This window comes from Methylobacterium sp. UNCCL125, from assembly GCF_900116795.1.
Taxonomy (GTDB): domain Bacteria; phylum Pseudomonadota; class Alphaproteobacteria; order Rhizobiales; family Beijerinckiaceae; genus Methylobacterium; species Methylobacterium fujisawaense.
The window spans coordinates 230919-248553 of record NZ_FPBW01000005.1 but is presented as its reverse complement, the minus strand read 5'-3'; the positions used below and the strand labels follow the sequence as shown (position 1 = coordinate 248553).

The following is a 17635-nucleotide window of genomic DNA, read 5'->3' as shown; positions in this document are numbered from 1 at the left end:
ATCGGAGACCCGCCATGCTGAAACAGCTTCGCCCCGCCCTGGTCCTGCTCACCGCGCTGACCGCGATCACCGGCCTCGCCTACCCCCTCGCGATGACCGGCCTCGCCGGCGCCATCTTCCCCGCCAAGGCCGCCGGCAGCCTGATCGAGCGCGACGGCACCGTCATCGGATCCAGCCTGATCGGCCAGACCTTCACCGGCGCCGGCTACTTCCACGGCCGGCCCTCCGCGACGACGGCGCCGGACCCCGCCGACGCCTCCAAGACGGTGCCGGCGCCCTACAACGCGGCCAATTCCTCGGGCTCGAATCTCGGGCCGACCAGCGCGGCGCTGGCGGAGCGGGTGAAGACCGATGTCGAAGCGCTGAAGGCCGAGAATCCGAGCGTCCCGGTGCCCGTCGATCTCGTGACGACAAGCGGCTCCGGCCTCGATCCGGACATCTCGCTCGAGGCCGCCTACTTCCAGGTTCCCCGCGTCGCCAAGGCCCGCAACATCCCGGAGGACAAGCTGCGCGACCTCGTGACCGCCCGAATCGAGGGGCGCACCCTGGGCATCCTGGGTGAGCCGCGCGTCAACGTCCTGGCGCTGAACCTCGCCGTCGACGATCTCGCCCGTCGGTGATGGACACGTCCGATCCCCGCCCGCATCCTGAAGAGCCGCGTCAGCGGCCCCGACGGGGATGGCCGGGGGTCGCGCATCCGGCCGGAGCACCGCGAGGCCACCGGCTGAGAGCGAGGGCCGGATGGCCCGAGACAGACTGCTCCTGAGACGAGGTTCATGCCCGAGACCACCCGCGACCCGACCCGCCCCTCGCCCGACGCCCTGCTCGAAGCGGCGCGCCGGGAGGAGCGGACGCGCGGGCGGCTCAAGGTGTTTCTCGGGGCCGCCCCGGGGGTCGGCAAGACCTACGAGATGCTGACCATCGGCCGGGCCCGGCTGAAGGCTGGGATCGACGTCGTGATCGGCGTGGTCGAGACGCACGGCCGGGCCGAGACCGAGGCCCTGCTCGACGGCTTAGAGACGATCCCCCGCCGGTCGGTGCCGTATCACGGCACCGTCCTTCAGGAGATGGACCTCGACGCCCTCCTCGCCCGCCGGCCGGCGCTGGCGCTGGTCGACGAGCTGGCCCACACCAATGCCCCTGGCTCGCGCCACCCGAAACGGTACCAGGATGTCGAGGAGCTCCTCGATGCCGGCATCGACGTTCTGACGACGCTCAACATCCAGCACGTCGAGAGCCTCAACGACGTGGTCGCCTCGATCACCCGTATCCGGGTGCGCGAGACGGTGCCGGACGGCGTCCTCGACCGCGCCGACGACATCGAGGTGGTGGACCTCAACCCCGACGACCTCATCCAGCGCCTGAAGGACGGCAACGTCTACGTCCCGACCCACGCCGAGCGGGCCCTGAAGCACTACTTCTCCCGCGGCAACCTGACGGCGCTCCGCGAGCTGGCGCTGCGGCGCACCGCCGACCGGGTCGACGACGAGCTGCTCGGCCACATGCGGGCCAACGCCATCGCCGGCCCCTGGGCGGCGGGCGAGCGCGTGCTGGTCTGCGTGAACGAGGACCCCCGCTCCGCAGGCCTCGTGCGCTACGCCAAGCGCCTCGCCGACCGCCTGCATGCGCCCTGGACGGCGCTCTCGATCGAGGGGGCCCGCGCGGCGACCTTGAGCGAGGCCGAGCGCGACCGGATCGCCGAAGCGTTGCGGATCGCCGACCGGCTCGGCGGCGATGCCGTCACCCTCCCGGGGGGACGCCGGATCGCCGACGACGTGCTCGACTACGCCCGGTCCGCCAACGTCAATCACATCGTGGTCGGCAAGGCGAACCGGTCATGGCTGTTCGAGCTGCTCAACGGCTCCGTGGTACACGATCTCGTGCGGGGCAGCGGCGCCATCAGCGTGCACGTGGTCCCCGGCGAGGCCGTTCCGGATACGACGCAGCCGCGCCGACCCGTCGCGGTCGCCCCGTCGCGGTCGGGCTTCGAGGCGCGGCCCTACGCGGTCGCGCTGTCGGCCGTCGCCGCGGGACTCGGCGCCGCCATCCTCGCTCAGCCCTATGCCGGCGTCGAAAACGCCGACCTCTTCCTGCTGACCGCCATCGTCGCGGTGGCGGTACGCTGGGGGCTCGGGCCGGCGCTCGCCGCGGTGGTGGCAGCCTCGCTGGCCTACAACTTCTTCTTCCTGCCGCCGGTCTACACGCTCACCATCGCCGACCCGACCAACGTCGCGGCCTTCCTGCTCTTCACCCTGGTGGCGGTGCTGGTCTCGAACCTCGCCTCCCGCGCCCGCCGCGTGGCGGTGGTCAGCCAGGGCCGCGCCCGGGCCACCGAGCGGCTGTTCGGCTTCTCGCGGAAGCTCGCCGCCTGCGGCACCCTGGACGACGTGCTCTGGGCCACCTGCGCCCAGGTCGCCGCGATGCTGAAGGTCCGCGTCGTCCTCCTGCTGCCCGACGGTCAGGCCGTCACGGTCCGGGCCGGCTACCCGCCCGAGGACATGCTGGACGAGGCCGATCTGGCGGCGGCGCAATGGGCCTTCGACAACGACCGGCCGGCGGGCCGCGGGGCCGACACGCTGCCGGGGGCCAAGCGGCTGTTTCTGCCGATGCGGACCGGGCGCGGCACGATCGGGGTGATCGGCCTCGATTCCGACGGCACCGGACCGATCCTGTCGCCTGAGGGCCGCCGCCTCCTCGACGCCCTGGCCGACATGGGCGCCCTCGCCATCGAGCGGGTCCGGCTCGTGGAGGATCTGGACCGGGCCGAGCGCGCCGCCGAGACCGACCGCCTGCGCCAGGCGCTGCTCACCTCGATCAGCCACGACCTGCGCACGCCCCTCGCGTCGGTGCTCGGCGCGGCCAGCACGCTGCGCGATCTCGAATCCGCGCTTCCGGCAGACGCGAAGGCGGAGCTGCTGGCGACGATCATCGAGGAATCGGAGCGGCTCAATCGCTTCATCGCCAACCTCCTCGACATGACCCGGCTGGAGGCGGGCGCGGTGGCGCCGAACCTTTCGGCGCAGGACGTGGCCGAGACCGTCGACACGGCCCTGCGCCGCACCCAGAAGATCCTCGCCGACCATCGCGTCGCCGTGGAGGTGGAGCCCGACCTGCCGGCCCTGGCACTCGACCCGGTCCTGTTCGAACAGGTTCTGGTCAATCTCCTGGACAACGCCGCCAAATACGCGCCCGAGGGCTCGACCGTCACCCTGCAGGTCCGCCGCGCCGACGACCGGGTCCGGATCGCCGTGCTGGACGAAGGGGACGGCCTGCCCGAGGCTGATGTCGAGCGGGTGTTCGACAAGTTCTACCGCGTCCGGAAGGGCGATCGGGTCAGGGCCGGCACCGGGCTGGGGCTCGCCATTTCCCGGGGCTTCGTCGAGGCGATGGGCGGCACGGTCACGGCCGGAAATCGCCGGGACCGGAGCGGGGCCTGCTTCACCATCAGCCTTCCCGTGCCCGCCCGAACTGCGCCCAAGGACATCGCCGCATGAGCCCCACGGTCCTGGTGGTCGACGACGAGCCGCCGATCCGCAAGCTCCTGCGCATGGGCCTCGCCACGCAGGGCTACGCCGTCCTGGAGGCGCCCGACGCCCGGACTGCCCTGGCGCTGCTCGGGCGCGAGGGGGTGGACCTCGTGATCCTCGACCTCGGCCTGCCCGACATGCGCGGCCACGATCTGTTGCGGGCGGTCCGGGCGAGCCATCCCGATCTGCCCGTCGTCGTGCTGTCGAGCCGCGACGACGAGGGCGGCAAGGTCGAGGCGCTGGATCTCGGCGCCAACGATTATGTGACCAAGCCCTTCGGCATGGCGGAGCTGCTGGCCCGCCTGCGGGCCGCCATGCGCCACCAGCTCGCCGCGCGGGGCGAGCGGCCGATCTTCCGCGTCGACAATCTCTCGGTCGATCTCGTCCGCCGGATCGTGAAGGTCGACGAGGCCGAGGTGAAGCTGACCCCGCGGGAATACGACTTCCTGCGCGTCCTGGTGCTGCATGCCGGCAAGGTGCTGACCCACGCGCAGCTCATGCGCTCGGTCCCGTCCTCGTCCGATCCGCAATATCTGCGCGTCTACGTGCGCCAGCTCCGCCAGAAGCTGGAGGCCGATCCCGAACGGCCGCGCCTCCTGCTGACCGAGACCGGCGTCGGCTACCGCCTGCGCGCGCCCGACGACGAGCCGGTCCCGCATCCCCGCGCCGCCGACGGCGCCGCGACCCACTGATCTCGAGGATAGCCCGATGCGTCCCTGCGCCCGCGATTTCGCGCGATGACCGTGGACCAGATCCTCGTGCCGGCCGACGCCCTCGTCGGCCTGCGCATGGCCAGCAAAGGCGCGTTGCTCGAGGAGCTGGCCCGCCGTGCGGCCGGCGCCCTCGGCCTGAGCGCGGGGGCGATCCATCCGGCGCTCGTCCGGCGCGAGACCCTCGGCTCGACCGGGATCGGAGACGGCATCGCCCTGCCGCATGCGCGCCTCGACGCGGTGACGCGCCCGTACGGGATCCTCGCCCGGCTCCGTGAGCCGATCGATTTCGAGGCGGTCGACGACCGGCCGGTGGACCTCGTCTTCCTGTTGCTGCTCCCCACGGCCGCCGAGGGCGAGCCGCTGAACGCTCTGGCCTGCGTGGCACGGCGCCTGCGCGATCCCGAGGCCGCCGCGGCCATGCGTGCGGCGCGGGATGCGGCGGCTCTCTATGAGGCGGCGATGCGCCGGTAGCCGTGCGGCCCGGCCGTCAATGCGCCCCGCCCGTCTCGACGAACTTGAACAGGAACACCGCCGCGATCACCCAGACGATCGGCTTCACCTCCCGGGCCCGGCCGGCGAGCAGCTTCAGCGCCGCGTAGGTGATGAATCCGCAGGAGACGCCGGTGGCGATCGAGTAGGTGAAGGGCATCAGGAGGGCCGTCACGCAGGCAGGCACCACCTCCGTGAGATCGTCCCAGTCGAGCTCCACCAACTCCCGCAGCATTAGGCAGGCGACGTAGAACAGCGCCGGTGCCGTGGCGTAGGCCGGGACGGCACCGGCCAGAGGGGCGAAGAACAGGCAGGCGAGGAACAGAACCGCCACGGTGGCGGCCGTCAGCCCCGTGCGGCCGCCCTCCTCCACGCCGGAGGCGCTCTCCAGATAGGCCGTGGTGCTCGACGTGCCGAGAAGCGCGCCCGCGAAGACCGAGACGGAATCGGCCATCAAGGCCCGGTCGAGGCGGCGCATCCGCCCGTCTGTCAGGAGCCCGGCGCGGTTCGCCACGCCCATCAGCGTTCCGGTGGCGTCGAACAGCTCGACAAGGAACAGGATCAGGATCACGTTGAGCAGGCCCGCCGAGAGCGCCCCCGGGATGTCGAGGGCAAAGAGCGTCGGGGTGATGGAAGGCGGGAGGGCGACGACACCCTGGAAGGTGTTGCCGGCGAACACGAAGCTCAAAGCCGTCACCGTCAGGATGCTGGCGAGCAGCGCCGCCCGAACCTTCCGCGCGGACAGGACGGCCACCATCAGGAAGCCGACCACCGCCAGGATCGTCTCGGGCTTGTGCAGATCGCCGAGGGTGACGAGGGTCGCGGGGTTCGCCGCCACGAGGCCGGCATTCTTGAGCGCGATGATCGCCAGGAACAGGCCGATCCCCACCGTGATGGCGATGCGCATGGAGCGCGGGATCCCGTCGACGATGAGCGCGCGCAGCCCGGTCAGGGTGACGATCAGGAAACACAGCCCCGAGATGAATACCGCCCCGAGGGCGGCCTGCCAGCTGAAGCCGAGTTGCTGGACCACCACGTAGGTGAAGTAGGCGTTGAGACCCATCCCGGGCGCGAGGGCGATCGGGTAATTGGCGTAGAGCGCCATGATCAGCGAGCCGAGCGCCGCCACGAGGCAGGTCGCCACGAACACCGCGCCCCGCGGCATGCCGGCATCCGCCAGGATGCTCGGATTGATGAAGACGATGTAGGCCATCGTCAGGAAGGTGGTCAGCCCCGCCAGCACCTCCGTGCGCACGCTGGTGCCGTGCTCGGCGAGGCGGAAGGTGCGCTCCAGAAAGCCGGGTTTGGCCGCCGGCGTGGCATCCCGCGGTTGATCCATCACGAGAGCCCGGTCCCGCCGGCCGCCACGGCCCCGTAGATCCTGTCGGGGGCGAAGGGGGTCGCGGTCAGCCTCGCGCCGGTCGCGTCGCGGATCGCGTTGCCGAGCGCCGCCGCCACCGGGTTGAAGGGCGACTCGCTCATCGACTTGGCGCCGAGGGGGCCGATGCTGTCGTACGTGTCGGCGAACAGGACCTCGGTGTCCGGCACGTCGGCGCAGGCGGGGATGTGGTAGTCGCGGAATGTCTGCGTGATGAGGCTCCCGTCCGCACCGACGCGGACCTCTTCGTAGAGCGCTGCGCCGATCGCCTGCGCGACGCCGCCCTCGACCTGTCCGCGGCACTGCATCGGGTTGATGACCCGCCCAGCATCGGCGGCGTGAACGCTCCTGAGGATGCGCACCAGCCCGCTCACGGGATCGACCGCGACCCGGAAGGCGTGGACGTTGAACGCCACCGAGCGCGGGCTGCCGTCGGCTCGGCCGGCCGCGTCGAGCGGTCCGATCGCCGCGAGCGTCACCGGCCCGGCCGGCGTATCGACGACATCCCCCGCCACGCGGCAGGAATCCGGGGACGCACCCGCGATATCCGCCGCCCGCGTGCGGATCCGGACCGCGAGCGCCTCCGCGGCGCGGAGCGTCGCCAGACCCGCCACAACGGTCCCCGTGCTGCCATAGGCGCCTGTATCGTGGCCGACGCCATCGGTGTCCGCGCCCGCGATGCGAACGCGCTCCGGCGCGACGCCGAGTGCCGAGGCCGCGATCTGCCGATGCACCGTGCTGGTGCCGTTGCCGAATTCCGCCGTCCCGACACGCACGGTAAAGTGCCCGTGGGCGTCCAGGCCGACCCGCGCATCGGCATGGTGGCCGCGCGGGGGAATCGTGTCGATCATCGCCATCGCCATGCCGGTTCCGCAGCGCCAGCCGGCCTCCGGCTCCGGTCCCGGATCGGCTTGCAGCGCCTCCTCGACCAGGGTCAGGCACTGGTCGAGGCCGTAGCTGCCGAACACCACGTCGTGGGGCTCCAGGCTGCTCGACACCAGGGCGTCGCCCGGCTTGACGGCGTTGTGCCGCCGCAGCGCGAAGGGGTCGAGGCCGAGCCCGCGGGCGACCTCGTCCAGGGCGGATTCCAGGGCGAAGATGGTCTGGCTCAGCCCATAGCCCCGGAAGGCCCCCGCCGGCAGCGTATGGGTGTAGACGGCGCGGCCATCGACCCGCTTGTTGGGGCAGACATAGGCGGCCAGCACCTCGTTGCAGGCGTGATGGATCACGCCGCCGGCGTGGTTGCCGTAGGCGCCGGTGTCGGACAGGACGTCCAGGCTGAGCGCCGTCAGCGTGCCGTCGCGCCGGGCGCCGACCTTCACATCCACCCGCATCGGATGACGCGTCGTGGTTCCGACGAACTGTTCCCGGCGGGTCAGCTCCCAGCGGACCGGCCGGCCGGTGTGCAGGACCGCCAGGGCGACGAGATCCTCGGTGAGCATCTCCTGCTTGCCGCCGAAGCCGCCCCCGACCCGGGCGCAGACCACGCGCACCGCGTCCTTCTCCAGGCCGAACAGGTCCGCCAGCGCGTCCCGGGTCAGGAACGGCACCTGGGTGCTCGTGCGCAGCGTCAGGCGGCCGTCCTCGGCGCGCCATCCGATGCAGCCATGGGTCTCCATGGCGGCGTGCTGGACGCGCTGCGACCGGAACGTCCCGGCATAGACGAAGTCGGCTTCGGCCAAGCCGGCCTCCACGTCGCCGATCGCGCCGTGGACCTCGCCGGCGAGGTTGGGGTGGCGTCCGAGGGGCGGCGCATCCTCGCCCGGGCCGTCGCGGGGATCGTGGACCCGGGGTGCGTCGGGCTCCAGGGCGCGGTCCGGATCGAGGAGCGCCGGGCGGACCTCGTAGGTGACCTGAAGGGCCCGACAGCCGGCCTCGGCGGCCGCTTCAGACTCCGCCACCACGGCGGCGACACGCTGGCCCACGAAGCGCAGGATCGGGTCGAGCACCCGCGTGTCGGACGCATCGTCCCGCGGATCCTCGTGGCGGCCGGTGGAGAACCGGCGCGTCGGTGCGTCCGCATGGGTCAGCACGGCCACGACCCCCGGGACGGCGCGCGCCGCCGCGGCGTCGATCGCCACGACCAGGGCATGGGCATGGGGCGACCGCAGGACCTTGAGATGGAGCGTGTCGCCGAGCGGGGCGTCCAGGGTGAAACGGGCGCGACCGGACACCACCAGCGGCGCGGCCGGCGCCGGGCAGTTCCGCCCGACCGGATCTCCACAGCTGCCGCGCTCCACGGACCTTGCGCTGCCCGCGATGGCCTCGCGGACGGCGCGGTAGCCGGTACAGCGGCAGAGATTGCCCTTGAGGGCGGTGCCGAGATCCTGCTTCTGCCCCTGGTCGAGCCTCGCCGCCGTCATGATCATGCCCGGCGTGCAGAACCCGCACTGGAAGCCCTGGGCGTCCAGGAAGGCCTGCTGCGTCGGATGGAACTCGGCGGGCTCGGGATCGTCGGGATGGCAGGGACCCGCCAGGCCTTCGATCGTCGTCACGCTCCGGCCCTCGGCGCGGAATGCCGGGACGAGGCAGCTGTGGACCGGCTCGCCGTCGAGATGAATCGTGCAGGCGCCGCAATCGCCAGCGTCGCATCCCTTCTTGACGCCGAACCAGCCCGCCTCACGAAGATAGGTCCGCAGGCACTGTCCGGCCCGCGGCGAACCCTCGTACATCGCGCCGTTGATCATAACCTTCATGACGCGGCTCCCGGCGACGGCGCCGCGTCGAGCGACGCGCGGATCTCCTCGGCGAAGTGCCGGGTCATGTGGCGGCGCCAGTCGGGCCGGCCGTGGACATCGTCGTGATAGAGGGCATCCGGAATCGCAGCGTCGAGGGCACGCGTCAGCGCATCCGGACTCGGCCACTCGTCGAAGGTCAGGCGGAGCGGACGCGTCACCGAGGCCGTGACGGTCAGCGCGAAGGCGCCGTCCGCGGCGCGCGTCCCGATGAGCAGCGCGCCGGAACGGCCGTTCGGGCTGAGGCTGACGCGGCGAAACGCCGTGCGGCGCGCAAGGGCAGCGGCCGGCATCGAGAGGCTGCGGAGGACTTCCCCCGGTCTCAGGGCATTGCGCTGCGGACCGAGGACGAAGTCGATCACCGGGACGTGGCGCTCGGTCCCGTCCGCGGACCAAATCGTGCAGGTCGCGTCCAGGGCGGTCGCGAGGGCGATCATCGGGCCGGCCGGGAGGGCGAGGCAGACATTGCCGCCGACCGTGGCCACGTTCCAGATCTTGAAGGAGCCGAGCAGCGCCCGACAGCACTGGCCGACCAGGGGCGCCGCGTTCCAGCCCGGCGGCAATTCCAGCCGGTCGAGCTGCGCGATGGTGCAGGTCGCAGCCAAAATGAGGCCGCCTGCGTCGATCGTGTGCGGCGGCCAGCCGAGGGTCGCGAGGTCGATGAGGCGCTGCATCCCGACCTGCGGCTCGGAGAACAGCCACGTGCCGCCGCCCAGGCAGGCATCGCCGTCCTGCCAGGCGGGCAACTCGATCCGGCTGCGCGGACGCAGGACGGTCTCGATTGTATTGAGGTCCATGCCCCCTCGCCGGTCCGGTGCCGGTTCGGTCCGGCCCTTCACTATGCCGGCCGATATGAGGCACCGGTCAAGCCGCGGCGGTGCCGGGGAACCTTGGCGCCCCCGCCCGCCTCGGCCTAGGATGAATCAGAATCGCGTGAGATGGCCGGCTGCGGCCCGCTCGGAGATCCCCATGGCCCTTACGGCATCGCGCTACGGCAAGGAGCGGGTTCGTGTGCTGCGTCTCGCCCGCGACGGCGAGCACCATACGCCGCGGGAGCTGACGCTGTCGGTCATGCTGACCGGCCGCTTCGAGGCCGCCTGGACCACGGGGGACAACCGCGCCGCCATCGCCACCGACAGCCTCAGGAACATCGTCAACGTCACGGCGGCGCAGAACCTGACTCTCGACGCGGAGGCCTTCGTCGCCGCGGTCGCGCAGGTCCTGCTCGAGACCTATCCGCAGATCGAGGCCGTCGCCATCGAGACAGAGGAGATCCGCTGGCTGCGTCACGCGATTGCGGGCGCGCCGCACGGGCATACCTTCACGCGGGACGGGAACGGCACCGGCTTCGTGGCGCTGACCGCCAGCCGAGCCGGTTCGACGCTGCGCTCCGGCCTGCGGGGCTACACCTTCATGAAGACGACCCAATCGGGCTGGTCGGATTTCGTTGCGGACCGATACCGGACGCTGCCGGATACGACGGATCGCATCGCCGCCACCAGCATGGATGCGACCTGGACCTGGGCGTCGCCCCCTCCCGATTGCAGCGAGGCCAATGCCCACATCCTCCAGACGCTGCTCACGGTGTTCGGCACGACCTACAGCCGCGGCATTCAGGACAGCATGTACCGGATGGGTGAGGCCGCGCTCGACGCCGTTCCGGAACTCGCCGAGATCGGCTTCGTGATGCCCAACAAGCATTACCTGCCGATCGACCTCACTTCCTTCGGCCTCGACAACGCTGGAACCATCTTTCTGCCGACGGATGAGCCTGCCGGTCGCATCGAGGCGACGATCGGCCGGACCGCCTGACGTCCCTCGACGCGCGACGGGTCTGGTAACGGCGCATGTCCCCCGGTGCCCCCCCGGCGGCAGCGGGACCGCCGACCGCCGCCGGCAGGGCGGATCCCGGTTGCGCGGCACCGGAGCAGAGGGACGGCGCGTCAGTCCGCCGGAAAAGCTCACGCTGCGCACAACGCAGGATTGTCCAAGATCAAGTCCTGAAACGTAAGGGCACAATCTCTGGGCGATGACTCGGGGTTTACTGAACAGTCCGTTCTCGCCGGTCATCGCGTGTGATTCTGATGTAGGGCGGCGGGCCCTTAACGGCACTGAAACGGTCCGCACCTATGAAAGATGTCGATTGGCTGGGGCGTCGGTGAGAACCCAAGGTCGTTTGGGACGACAAACGACGCCTGGACTAGATAAAAGCCAGCTTCGACCGTGCTGTTGTGCGCTTCTGCCGCACCGCGGTCGTGATATGTGGAGGATCAATGTTCGAGGGACTCAGGACTCGGAACGACCAAGCCGCAAAACTTGCAGCTTTGAGCCGATCCCTTGCCACGATTGAGTTCGCGCTCGACGGCACAATTCTGGACGCCAACGAGAACTTTCTCGCGGCCATGGGCTACACGCTCGCGGAAATCCAGGGCCGTCACCACAGCCTGTTCGTCGAACCGGCCGTGCGAGAGAGTGAGGACTATCGCCGTTTCTGGGAGAGCCTGCGGCACGGTACGTTCGAGAGCGCCGAGTACAAGCGCCTCGCCAAGGGTGGCCGCGAGGTCTGGATCCAGGCAACCTACAATCCGGTGCTCGACGCGGGCGGCAAGCCGGTGAAGATCGTCAAATTCGCCACCGACATCACGGCGCAGAAGCTGCGAACCCTCGATCTCGAAGGACAGATCACCGCGCTGCATCGCTCGCAGGCCGTCATCGCCTTCTCCCTCGACGGCACCATCGTCACCGCCAATCCCAATTTTCTGACCGCGGTGGGTTACGAACTGGACGAGATCGTCGGACGCCATCACAGCCTGTTCGTGAGCGAGGCCGAGCGCACCAGCGAGGCTTACCGCCTGTTCTGGGCTGCGTTGGCGCGCGGCGAATTTCAATCCGGGGCCTTCAAACGCACCGGAAAGGGCGGTCGCGAAATCTGGATCCAGGCGACGTACAATCCCATCACCGACGTGGACGGGAAGCCGATCCGCGTCGTCAAATTCGCCACCGACATCACTGCGCAAGTCCATGAACGGCAGCAACGCGCGGCCGCGCAGCGCGCGATCGGTGATGAACTCGACGCCATTGGCGGCGCCGTGGCGGACGTCACGCGCCAAGCCGACGAGGCGGTCACGCGCGTCGGCCGCGTGTCGAGCGACATCCAGTCGGTCGCCATCGGCGCGGAAAAGCTGTCCGCGTCAGTGGACGACATGAATCGGCAGGTGAATCACGCGGCGGATGTCGCGGGACAAGCCGTGGAACAGGCGCAGCGCACCGGTCAGATCGTGACGGGGCTCAGCGAAAACGCCACCCAGATCGGCGATGTCCTCGGCCTCATCTCCGGGATCGCTGCCCAGACCAATCTGTTGGCTTTGAACGCGACCATCGAGGCGGCGCGGGCCGGCGCGGCCGGACGCGGCTTCGCGGTGGTGGCCACGGAGGTGAAGACCCTCGCCGCCCAGACCGGCCGGGCGACGGACCAGATCCGACTCCAGATCGCCTCCACCCAGTCGGCGACCCGTGAGGCCGTCGACGCCATCGATGCGATCCAGGGAACGATCCATACGTTGAACACGGTATCGTCCACCCTTGCGGCTGCGGTGGAAGAACAATCCGTGGTCATGCGGGCAATGTCCGGCAGCATGCAGACCGCAGCGCAGGATGTGTCCGCGATCTCGGCGGGCATGAACACGATCGCGCAGGCCAGCGCACGCGCAGACCGGGCGACGCGTCAGGTCCGGGAAGCTTCGCGCGCCTTCGGCTGAAGGTGAAAGGGCCGGACGTCGCGCAGGTCAAACAGTTCCGCCGCTATCCGCACGCGCGTCGGCACTCGCGTACGACGGACCGCCCATCCGGAGCCGGACGAAATTGGTGGCTCATTCGATATCGTGCGCCGCAATGAGCTGTATTTGAAGCAATTTGGTCAAACGACTTTGCAGAACGAAACCTTCGGGCTCGCGCGCGGGTCCGACCAGCCGGACTTCGAGCGTCGACGGCAATGTCGCGGATGACGAGACAGCTCAACTGCACCGGCTGTCCGCACGGCAACCGGCGGTGCGGGCTGATCGGGTCTGAGCCCCGGTGCGTCTCGCGTCTGAAGAGCGTGCCATAGGGCAATGCCGGCGGCCGCCCAGAGGGTGGGCCATACGCCACGCGCCGGGCCTCGGCTGCACACTTGTCCCGGGCCGGCTTACCCGGCGGCAGGCCCTCGCCTACCCGTCACCGCAGTTCATGAGCGGGAGATGGATGCGTGGTGGAGCGAACCTTGCGCAAGGCAGGTCGGCTGAAGCGGTTATGGCCGGGGCGGGCATCGCCCCTTCCGCCGGCGCCGCGTTTGCCGACCCCGGGTAACCTCCCTGAACCGCCCCCGCACCGCGGATTTACGGCATCGGAATTGATCGCGATGGCGCGCCAAGCTCGGGCTGCGGACAATGAGGCGGATCCGGCGAAATCGGCGAGCGTTTCTTGACGTCACACACGGTTCGCCGGGAGATGATCCATGGGATTGGTCGCCTTCATCGTCTTCGTGTGCCCGTGGATGGGCTTGGCCGGCCTGTTGTGGATGCGCGCCCAGCAGACCAAGCCGCTCTGACCTCGGTGCAGACGCAGCCTCGCCCGGCGTTGGCGGGGTAGACTGAGCGACGCATCTGCGGCGCTCGGCAGGCGGCGCGGCCGATCCGGCATGCAAGCGATGTGCGGATGGGATCGGCGGCGTGCCGCAGCGCGACGCGCGGCGTGTGCCGCCCACGGCAGATCAGATTTGCGACGCGCGACACTCAATCTGCGGAGATCGTCCGCCCGCAAATGAGACGGTCATCTGAAGAGTAATAGATGCTAATATCATTATATTTTCTTGTTCTGTCTATATTTTACGAGGCAAATATGTTTTACTATAATCTTCATCAAGTATAACAACTGTCTATATACGGGCGTTGATCTCGGAGAGATTATTGCATAGAAGATAGTCCAATGATCTTATCGGAAATCATTGGATGCATGTGCGTCTGTCATTTCTTGGGCTGCGGCGTGAATTAAGCGTTCGATCGATCGTTATCGCATTTGCCGTGACGATGTTCAGTGTTCCGATTGGTATCGGATTGGTCTCGGCAGTCCGGATCGGCATCGTCGAAGCAGCGAGTCGCACCCTGGCCGGTGAGATCAAGGCCACGACCCTGCTCGGCACCATCAAGCAACTGGGTCAGGAGCTTCGGACGCTTGCGGTTCTGGCGCACGCTGCGACGACTGAGGAGGCCCGTCGTGAAAGCTTCGTCAAGATCGACGCGGCGCATCGATCGCTCTCGGCCGCCTGGAGCGCGTATCTTCCGACCGTTACGGCGCCTGATGACCAAAAGCTGGCGCAAACTCTGCGCGTAGCTTGGCAGCATGTCCTCGCTGTCGGGGCCGAGGCGGCCGCCCTCGACCGGGCCGGGGAACGCGAACTCGCCGACCAGGTCCTGTCGACGGTGCTGGAGGCCGATGCGGCAGCGCTTCTGCAGGCGGTCGACGCGTTGCTCATGAACCGTCAAGGCAGGATCGCCGAAGAAGCCAAGACCGTCGATACAGCCGGCCTGATGGCGTGGTGGGCGCTCGCCATGGCCGTGTCGGCCTCCGCCCCGATCAGCCTCGGGCTGGCGTGGATCGTCCTGCGCCATGTCGTTCGACCGGTGTCGGCGATCACCGCCACCCTGCAGCGATGGGCGGAGAACGGGTCGACGGTTCCGATTTCCACCCTGATGCAGGAGGTCGAACTCGGCGCGATGGCGGGGGCTCTCAGGGCCTGTGAGAACAGGATTCGGCACGCCGAACGCCGCGAAGAGGAGGCGGCCCGGGTGCAGGCGCACCGTGAACAGCAACGCCGTGACGCGTTTCGCAACATGACGGAGCGGTTCGAAGCCGAGATCGGCGGGGTTGTCGAGACCGTGTCATCCGACTCGGCGGAGCTGCGCGCCACGGCCGAGAGACTCTGCGAGATGGTCACGTTGACGACGAGTCACGCGGCGACGATGGCCGCCGCAGCCCAACAGGCTCAGTCCGACGTCCGGCGGATTGCCGCCGCTGCCGGGGTGTTCAACTCTGCAGCCCACGAGGTCAATCGCCAAGCCGAGATCACGGCGTCCCTGGCGGGTGGCGCGGCGGTGGAGGCGGAACAGACCCTCTCGCGTGTTCAAGCCCTCAGCGGCGCCGCGGACCGGATCGGCGAAGTGGTCCGCATGATCACCAAGATTGCCGCCCAGACCCATCTCCTCGCCCTCAATGCCGCGATCGAAGCCGCGCGGGCCGGTGAGGCAGGGCGCGGATTCGCGGTTGTGGCCGCCGAAGTGAAGACCCTGGCGGGACAGACCAAAGAGGCCACCGAAGTCATCGGCCGGCACGTGGCCGAATTGCAGGGATCGACTGTCGAGGCGACGTCGGCGATCGCAGGCATCACCGCACGGGTCGCCGACATGAGCCGGGCGGCGGCTTCGATCGCCGTCGCCGTCGAGCAGCAGGGCGCTGCAGCGCGGGAGGCCGTCCAGATCGTCATCCCCTGTACCGCCGACGCCGTGGAACCCGGCTTCGACATCACAGGAACAACCGATCCGGCCGCGGAGGCCGACACGGTCGCGGCCGGCATGTTGGCCGCGGCCCGCAGCTTGTCGCGGGACGCCGAACGTCTCGGCGGCGAGATCGCAGGCTTTCTCGACAATCTCCGCGCGGCCTGATGCGGGGCACGGAACGACAGGAACGGAGCGAGCGTGATGGGCCGGACAGATCGGGCGCAGATGCGCTCGCGCCTGCGACGAGCCGCCTGGGCCGGGGCTCTCGCCGTCATCGTCTGCGCGAAACCGGCGTCTGCCACCACGATCGCCGTTCTGATGACTCCGCCGGCGGCCCTCACCCGCCTTCTGCACGACAGCCTGAAGGAGCACGCGGTGGCGCGCGGGATAACGGTGCATTTCGACTATGCGCCGGAAGGCGCGGGCGCGCAGCAGATCGCGCAGGCCCGGCGCGTCATCGCCGAGAAGGTCGACGCGCTCGTGGTGAGCCCTGTCGACTCGTCGGCTTGGGCCGCGATCATCCGTCTGGCGCAAGAGGCGGATGTTCCGCTGGTCACCGTCAACGGCGCACCCCGTTCGGCTTGGTTCGCCGGACGAGTCGCTTTTGTCCAGCCGGATGACCTCGTCGCCGGGCGGTTGCAGATGCGCAAGCTTGGGCAGATGCTGGACGGGAGGGGCCGCGTGGGGATTCTCGCGGGCTGCACGTCGCACCCCGGGTCGACGCTTCGCGCCGACGGCGTGAAGGAGGTCCTGGCCGAATCCCCGGGCCTCCGGCTGGTCGCGGAGGCGGCGGTGGACTGCGACCGTTCGGCGGCCCGAGCCGCGGTGGCCGATTGGCTCGCCCGGAAGCCGACCATCGATGCGATCGCAGCCGTCACCGACGAGATGGCGATCGGTGCTGCCGAAGCCGCGGAGGCGGCCGGAATTCCGGCGGGCCGGATCCTGATCGGGGGCGTGGATGCGACCGCCGCCGGGATGCAGGCCATGCAGGACAAACGGCTTGCCGTAACGATCCACCAGGATGCGAGCTTACAAGGCCGTCGTGCGATCGATGATGCCCTGGCTTTGATCCGGCATGAGCCGGTGCCGCAATTCGACTGGGTGCCGTCCGAACTCGTCACGGACCGGATGTCGACAACCCACTTCTCCCGCTAGAACCGGCGCGGACCTCTCCCGTTTGGTGCCGCGTGGCGTAGCGGCAGGCCGCGCCTGCGGAGCAAGGACGCGGCCCGCACGGTCATGCGCTCGGGTCGCGCGGATGATCCGGCTTCGTCTGGCGACGTGCGGATGACCGATCCCCGACGACGAAGCATCGCCGCAGCCCGTCAATGCGCCATCAGGCAGCAGACATTGGTCGCGTGAAGGATGTGGCGTGTCGCGCCGCCGAAGATCCATTCCCGCAGGCGTGAGTGGCCGTACGCGCCCATGACGATCAGGTCAGCCTGATGGTCGTGCGCAAAACGCAGGATCTCGTCGCCATCGCTGACCGTCGGAGACAACAGATGCGTGGCGACGGACGCGCCGTGGAGCGCGAGATGAGCGGCCACCTCGTCCGCGCCTTCCAGGCGGGCGCCTTCGCCCGCCGTGGCGACGAAGACCCGATCCGCCGAGCGCAGGAACGGCAGGGCCCCGGCTACCGCCCGTCGCGCCTCCGGCGAATCCTTCCAGGCCACGACGATGCGCCGGCCCGGCTCCCCTCTGACGCGCGGGGGAACGACGAGGACCGGCCGTCCGGCCTCCATCAGAACCGGCGCGATCGCCACGCCGAACGGCCCGGGGTCGATCTCGCTCTCGCCGGCCCGGCCGACGACGATCAGGTCGGCGGCACGGCCCTTGTCCACGAGATGAGCGGACGGCCGGTCGAGGCCGCCACACCAAGCGGTCCGCGGTGCCGCGCCTGCGCAGCGCGCGAAGATCGCCTGCGCCTGCTCAAGGTCCACGAGGACTTCGGCCTTGAGGCGCTCGTGCTGGGCCTGCGCGTCGCGGATGTCATGGGCAAACAGGGGGGCCGGCACCTCGGCGGCGGCCGCGCCGGTCAGCGTCGCATCGAAGCGGCGCGCCAAGGCCGCCGCCAGCCGCACGCGGTCGGGCGTCGATTCCGCGAAGTCCACGGAAACGAGGATGTTGGCATAGGACATGGCGGTCTCCGCGCGACCGACACACGGCCCCGACCAGAGCCGTATGGTCGGTGGGAGGGGCCGCAGCCTTGATCCAGCGCAATCGCCACCGCACCGGCTTGTCGGATTCGCGCGCTCCGGCCTTG

Annotated in this window: 12 protein-coding genes; 8 read left to right on the top strand and 4 right to left on the bottom strand. The window is 69.6% G+C overall.

Annotation, left to right across the window (positions count from 1 at the left end; translation table 11 throughout):
- Positions 1–14 precede the first annotated feature (14 nt).
- The 4 genes from BM396_RS06530 (at position 15) to BM396_RS06515 (ending at position 4711) form a co-directional block, all read left to right on the top strand.
- A complete protein-coding gene (locus tag BM396_RS06530; RefSeq protein ID WP_043382186.1) occupies positions 15–620 on the top strand; it encodes a K(+)-transporting ATPase subunit C in 606 nt (201 codons plus the stop codon).
- A 156-nt stretch (positions 621–776) separates the two neighbouring features.
- Positions 777–3494, top strand: a complete 2718-nt coding sequence (locus BM396_RS06525) for a sensor histidine kinase (protein ID WP_043382189.1) — start codon at positions 777–779, stop codon at positions 3492–3494.
- Complete coding sequence (locus tag BM396_RS06520; RefSeq protein ID WP_043356449.1) at positions 3491–4219, top strand: response regulator transcription factor; 729 nt, start codon at positions 3491–3493, stop codon at positions 4217–4219. Before BM396_RS06525 ends, BM396_RS06520 begins: the two co-directional genes overlap by 4 nt.
- Before the next feature lie 45 nt (positions 4220–4264).
- A complete protein-coding gene (locus tag BM396_RS06515; RefSeq protein WP_043382191.1) occupies positions 4265–4711 on the top strand; it encodes a PTS sugar transporter subunit IIA in 447 nt (148 codons plus the stop codon).
- Between the two features lie 16 nt (positions 4712–4727).
- On the opposite strand, the gene BM396_RS06510 is transcribed toward BM396_RS06515, so the two are convergent.
- Genes BM396_RS06510 through BM396_RS06500 form a run of 3 tightly spaced genes read right to left on the bottom strand, consistent with a single transcriptional unit; the run spans position 4728 to position 9639 of the window.
- On the bottom strand, positions 4728–6068 hold the full coding sequence (locus BM396_RS06510; RefSeq protein ID WP_043382194.1) for an NCS2 family permease: 1341 nt from the start codon (positions 6066–6068) through the stop codon (positions 4728–4730).
- Positions 6068–8803: a molybdopterin-dependent oxidoreductase gene (locus BM396_RS06505; protein WP_043382197.1), complete on the bottom strand. Its 2736-nt coding sequence runs from the start codon at positions 8801–8803 to the stop codon at positions 6068–6070. The genes BM396_RS06510 and BM396_RS06505 overlap by 1 nt, the downstream gene beginning before the upstream one ends.
- Entirely contained in the window at positions 8800–9639 is an 840-nt protein-coding gene (locus BM396_RS06500; protein ID WP_043382200.1) for an FAD binding domain-containing protein, read from the bottom strand. Before BM396_RS06500 ends, BM396_RS06505 begins: the two co-directional genes overlap by 4 nt.
- 172 nt (positions 9640–9811) lie before the next feature.
- On the opposite strand from BM396_RS06500, the gene pucL reads away from it, so the two are divergent.
- The 4 genes from pucL (at position 9812) to BM396_RS06480 (ending at position 16527) form a co-directional block, all read left to right on the top strand.
- Positions 9812–10654 (top strand): factor-independent urate hydroxylase, encoded by an 843-nt coding sequence (gene pucL / locus BM396_RS06495; protein ID WP_043382201.1) that lies wholly within the window; start codon positions 9812–9814, stop codon positions 10652–10654.
- Between the two features lie 461 nt (positions 10655–11115).
- The gene (locus BM396_RS06490) at positions 11116–12600 is read left to right on the top strand and encodes a methyl-accepting chemotaxis protein (protein ID WP_043356429.1); all 1485 of its coding nucleotides are present in this window, start codon (positions 11116–11118) and stop codon (positions 12598–12600) included.
- A gap of 1227 nt (positions 12601–13827) precedes the next feature.
- On the top strand, positions 13828–15537 hold the full coding sequence (locus tag BM396_RS06485; protein ID WP_081948651.1) for a methyl-accepting chemotaxis protein: 1710 nt from the start codon (positions 13828–13830) through the stop codon (positions 15535–15537).
- 60 nt (positions 15538–15597) lie between these two features.
- Positions 15598–16527 carry a substrate-binding domain-containing protein gene (locus tag BM396_RS06480; protein ID WP_244538824.1) on the top strand — a complete coding sequence of 310 codons (930 nt, stop codon included), beginning with the start codon at positions 15598–15600 and terminating at the stop codon, positions 16525–16527.
- 170 nt (positions 16528–16697) lie between these two features.
- Here BM396_RS06480 and BM396_RS06475 read toward each other — a convergent pair whose 3' ends face one another.
- Positions 16698–17510: a universal stress protein gene (locus BM396_RS06475; protein ID WP_043382208.1), complete on the bottom strand. Its 813-nt coding sequence runs from the start codon at positions 17508–17510 to the stop codon at positions 16698–16700.
- Between the last annotated feature and the right edge of the window lie 125 nt (positions 17511–17635).

Excerpts from the sequence above, each read along its gene's own strand:
- BM396_RS06480 (WP_244538824.1), top strand. The coding sequence starts at position 15,598 with ATGCGCTCGCGCCTGCGACGAGCCGCCTGGGCCGGGGCTCTCGCCGTC.
- BM396_RS06510 (WP_043382194.1), bottom strand. The coding sequence starts at position 6,068 with ATGGATCAACCGCGGGATGCCACGCCGGCGGCCAAACCCGGCTTTCTG.
- BM396_RS06505 (WP_043382197.1), bottom strand. The coding sequence starts at position 8,803 with ATGAAGGTTATGATCAACGGCGCGATGTACGAGGGTTCGCCGCGGGCC.
- BM396_RS06525 (WP_043382189.1), top strand. The coding sequence starts at position 777 with ATGCCCGAGACCACCCGCGACCCGACCCGCCCCTCGCCCGACGCCCTG.
- BM396_RS06485 (WP_081948651.1), top strand. The coding sequence starts at position 13,828 with ATGCATGTGCGTCTGTCATTTCTTGGGCTGCGGCGTGAATTAAGCGTT.
- BM396_RS06530 (WP_043382186.1), top strand. The coding sequence starts at position 15 with ATGCTGAAACAGCTTCGCCCCGCCCTGGTCCTGCTCACCGCGCTGACC.
- BM396_RS06475 (WP_043382208.1), bottom strand. The coding sequence starts at position 17,510 with ATGTCCTATGCCAACATCCTCGTTTCCGTGGACTTCGCGGAATCGACG.
- pucL (WP_043382201.1), top strand. The coding sequence starts at position 9,812 with ATGGCCCTTACGGCATCGCGCTACGGCAAGGAGCGGGTTCGTGTGCTG.
- BM396_RS06490 (WP_043356429.1), top strand. The coding sequence starts at position 11,116 with ATGTTCGAGGGACTCAGGACTCGGAACGACCAAGCCGCAAAACTTGCA.
- BM396_RS06515 (WP_043382191.1), top strand. The coding sequence starts at position 4,265 with ATGACCGTGGACCAGATCCTCGTGCCGGCCGACGCCCTCGTCGGCCTG.
- BM396_RS06520 (WP_043356449.1), top strand. The coding sequence starts at position 3,491 with ATGAGCCCCACGGTCCTGGTGGTCGACGACGAGCCGCCGATCCGCAAG.
- BM396_RS06500 (WP_043382200.1), bottom strand. The coding sequence starts at position 9,639 with ATGGACCTCAATACAATCGAGACCGTCCTGCGTCCGCGCAGCCGGATC.